3 protein-coding genes are annotated in these 3,341 nt (G+C 64.6%); 2 read left to right on the top strand and 1 reads right to left on the bottom strand.

Annotated elements, in window-relative coordinates; all coding sequences use genetic code 11:
- On the top strand, nucleotides 1-502 hold a 502-nt coding region (locus ID132_RS14110), incomplete at its 5' end, for an oligopeptide/dipeptide ABC transporter ATP-binding protein (protein WP_235988535.1).
- Between the two features lie 9 nt (nucleotides 503-511).
- The gene (locus ID132_RS11545; RefSeq protein ID WP_193128677.1) at nucleotides 512-2,236 is read left to right on the top strand and encodes an ABC transporter family substrate-binding protein; all 1,725 of its coding nucleotides are present in this window, start codon (nucleotides 512-514) and stop codon (nucleotides 2,234-2,236) included.
- 100 nt (nucleotides 2,237-2,336) lie between these two features.
- Here the strand turns inward: ID132_RS11545 and ID132_RS11550 are convergent, their stop codons facing one another.
- Nucleotides 2,337-3,212: a hypothetical protein gene (locus ID132_RS11550; protein WP_193128678.1), complete on the bottom strand. Its 876-nt coding sequence runs from the start codon at nucleotides 3,210-3,212 to the stop codon at nucleotides 2,337-2,339.
- Nucleotides 3,213-3,341 lie beyond the last annotated feature (129 nt).

The following is a 3,341-nucleotide window of genomic DNA, read 5'->3' on the forward strand; positions in this document are numbered from 1 at the left end:
CCTCGACGTGTCGATTCAGGCCGGCGTCATTAATCTGCTCGACGACCTCAAGAATCGCCTCGGGCTCAGTTACTTCTTCGTGTCGCACGACCTCTCGGTGGTGCAGCACATCGCCGACCGGATCGCCGTGATGTACCTCGGCACGATCGTCGAGCTCGGCACGACCGAGGAAGTCTTCGGGGGCCAGGTGTCGCATCCGTACACCCGCGCCCTCCTCTCAGCCATCCCCATCCCCGACCCCAAGGTTGAGCGGGAACGGGAACGAATCGTGCTCACCGGTGACCTCCCGTCGCCGGCGGACACCCCAACCGGCTGCCGGTTCGTCAGCCGTTGCTACGTATATCAACACCTGCTCGGCGACGAGCAGCGCGCGAAATGCGATAGCGAGATGCCTCCGCTCGAAGCTCGGGGGGAGCGCGACCATGCCGTCGCGTGCTACTACCCCGAGTTGACCGCAGAGTACGAACCAATCCCCACGGAAATACCGACTGCGCTCTCTTAAGGAGGCACCATGAAGAAGCGGATGATCGGTGGCCTTGCTGCTCTTGCGGCGTTCAGCCTTGTGCTGAGCGGTTGTGCACGAGCGGACGAGGACCCGAACAGCACGAGCGACGGTGGCACGGAACACCTCGACATCACTGCGAACGAGATCAACCCCAAGGACTACGACGAGCTTGGCGAAGGCGGCACGCTGCGTCTGGGGAACAACGCCTACCCGGCGAACTTCAACACGGCCTCGAACGACGGTAACGAGGTCAACACCGTCGCGATCATGAATGCGGTGTACCCCAACCTGTACACCTACACGGCCGATGGTCAGATCGTCGCGAACGACCTCTACACCGAGAGCCTCGAGCTCACAAGCGAGAGCCCGATGACCATCACGGTGAAGCTCAAGGAGGGCATCACTTGGTCGGACGGCACGCCGCTCGACTGGACTTCGGTGAAGAACAGTGCTGACGCGATGGTGAACCCCGACTTCGACGTTGCGTCGCGCGAGGGCTGGGAGCTCATCGACTCGGTCGAGCAGGGCGACAACGAGTACACCGCGGTCATCACCCTCAAGGAGGGCGAGATCTACGCTGACTGGCAGGGCCTCGTTTCGGCCATGCCCGACGCGCTCGTCGAGTCGGCAGACATGTTCAACAGCGGCTGGGTTGAAAAGCCCCTCGTGACCGCCGGTCCCTACAAGATCGACAAGGCCGACGGTGCGAACAAGGTCGTCACGCTGGTGCCCGACGAGAACTGGAACGGCGACCGCAAGGCGCGCCTCGACCGCATCTCGTTCACGACCTATGAGGACCCGCAGGCGAGCGCCACGGCGTTCCAGGATGGTCAGCTCGACATGGTCGACGCCGGCACGCAGGCCGTGTACACCGTTGTTTCGCCGCAGGTTGAGTCGGGCGACTACGAGCTTCGCTCGGCCGCCGGCCCCGACTGGACCCACTTCACGCTGAACGGCAGCGAGGGCAACATCCTCGCCGACCAGAACCTGCGTCAGGCCTTCAACTACGCCATCGACCGCAAGAGCATCTTCCAGGCGCTCAACGGCACGATGCCGTACCCGGACGGCATGGCTGACGACCTGCTCGGCAACCACATGCTCGTGCAGAACCAGAACGGCTACGAGAACAACGCGGGCGACTACGGCACCGCCGACGTCGAGAAGGCGAAGGAACTCATCGAGGCCTCTGGCTGGGAGATGGGCGACGACGGCTACTACGCGAAGGACGGCGAGACCCTCACCGTTCGCTACGTCTACAACGCCGGTTCGCAGACCAACGGCACCGTTGCGCCGATCGCGACCGAGAACCTGAAGGAGGCTGGCATCGAGCTCAAGATCGAGCAGGTGCCGCCGACCGACCTGTTCTCGAAGTACGTGATTCCTGGCGACTACGACGTCACGCTGTTTGGCTGGGCGGGTAACCCGTTCGTCACCTCGTCGGTGTCGATCTGGAAGTCCGACGGCGAGCAGAACTTCTCGGGCGTGGGCAACGACGAGCTCGACTCGACGCTCGACGAACTCAACGCGACGACCGACCCCGACCAGCAGATCACGCTGCTGAACGAGGCGGACCAGCAGTTGTGGGAGGTCGCCGGCAACCTGCCGCTGTTCCAGGCCTACGACTTCTTCGTCGCTGACCCGGACCTCGCGAACCTCGGCGCTCCGGGCTTCGCGTCGATCCCCGACTGGACGATGGTTGGCTTCGTCGAGGGCGCTGACAACCTGAGCTAATCCTCGCCACCGCTAACCCACCCGGGTCGCGTTTCACAAACAGTTGAGTGGTCGTTTTTNACACCGTTAGAACTACAAAAAGCGACCACTCAACTGCGTGTTAGGGGATGCGGCGGCGGAGTTCGGCGACGAGCGTGCTGAAGGAGCCCGGCTCGAGATCCTCTTTCGTGAGGCGGATGTGGCGGGCGCCGGTGGCCGTGATGAGGCGCGAGCGGGTGAGATCGTCGCGCTGCTTCTGCTCGTCGCCGAAATGCTCGGCTCCGTCGTAGTCAAGGTAGGTGCGTGACGGCGGGTGACCGAGGTCCGGGCGCAGCACGCGACCGGTCCGTGTCACGAACTCGGGCTGCACCTCGAACTCTGGGATGCCGGCATCGACGAGCCGGCACCGCAGCTCGGTCTCCTTCGGCGATTCGACGCGCGGGCGCATCCGTTCGAGCACCTCCCGCAGCACCGTGATGCCAGGGGTGCGCTTCATCTGGCGCAGCGAGTCCCGCACCTCGTCCTCGGTTGCCATCGGCAGCTCGAGCGCGGTAATGCCGGGGTAGTTGGTCGAGCCAGTGAGCATCGCATCGGCCATCGCCGTGGCCTCGAGCGCCGTGAGGTCGCGGCAGGAGGTCAACAGCGCCAACAGCGGTGGCACCACGGGCAAGCCGAGGTGCTCGACTCGCTCGAACCGCGCATCCAAGATTCGCCGGGGCTTCAGCCCCGCGGTGCGGTCGCGGCCGTGCGACTTCGGGACGACAATTTCGGGGATGTGCTTGGCGGCGACCCAGCGGGACGGCATCGGCAGCCCCCAAATCGCGGCGGCGGTGAGGCCGCTGAACGCCTCGAACGGGCCCATTCGTGGCGCATACGCATGGCATTTTTGCAGCAGGGTCGACGTCGCCCCAATCGACCGCGTGCCACGAAACGGCCGCTGCCAGTACTGGCCGCGGAGCTGCCCCCACGACATGCCCTGCGCGAGTGCATCGACCACCGAAAACCCGTCAGGCGACAAGCCGGCAGGCACCACAATCCTTCGTTTCATGCGGCGCACGTTAGCCACCGCATCCGGCGCCCGCCCCCGTTATCCACACCCCCATCCGTTGAGTGGTCGGTTTTTGTA

This window comes from Gulosibacter sediminis (assembly GCF_014904065.1).
Classification (GTDB): domain Bacteria; phylum Actinomycetota; class Actinomycetes; order Actinomycetales; family Microbacteriaceae; genus Gulosibacter; species Gulosibacter sediminis.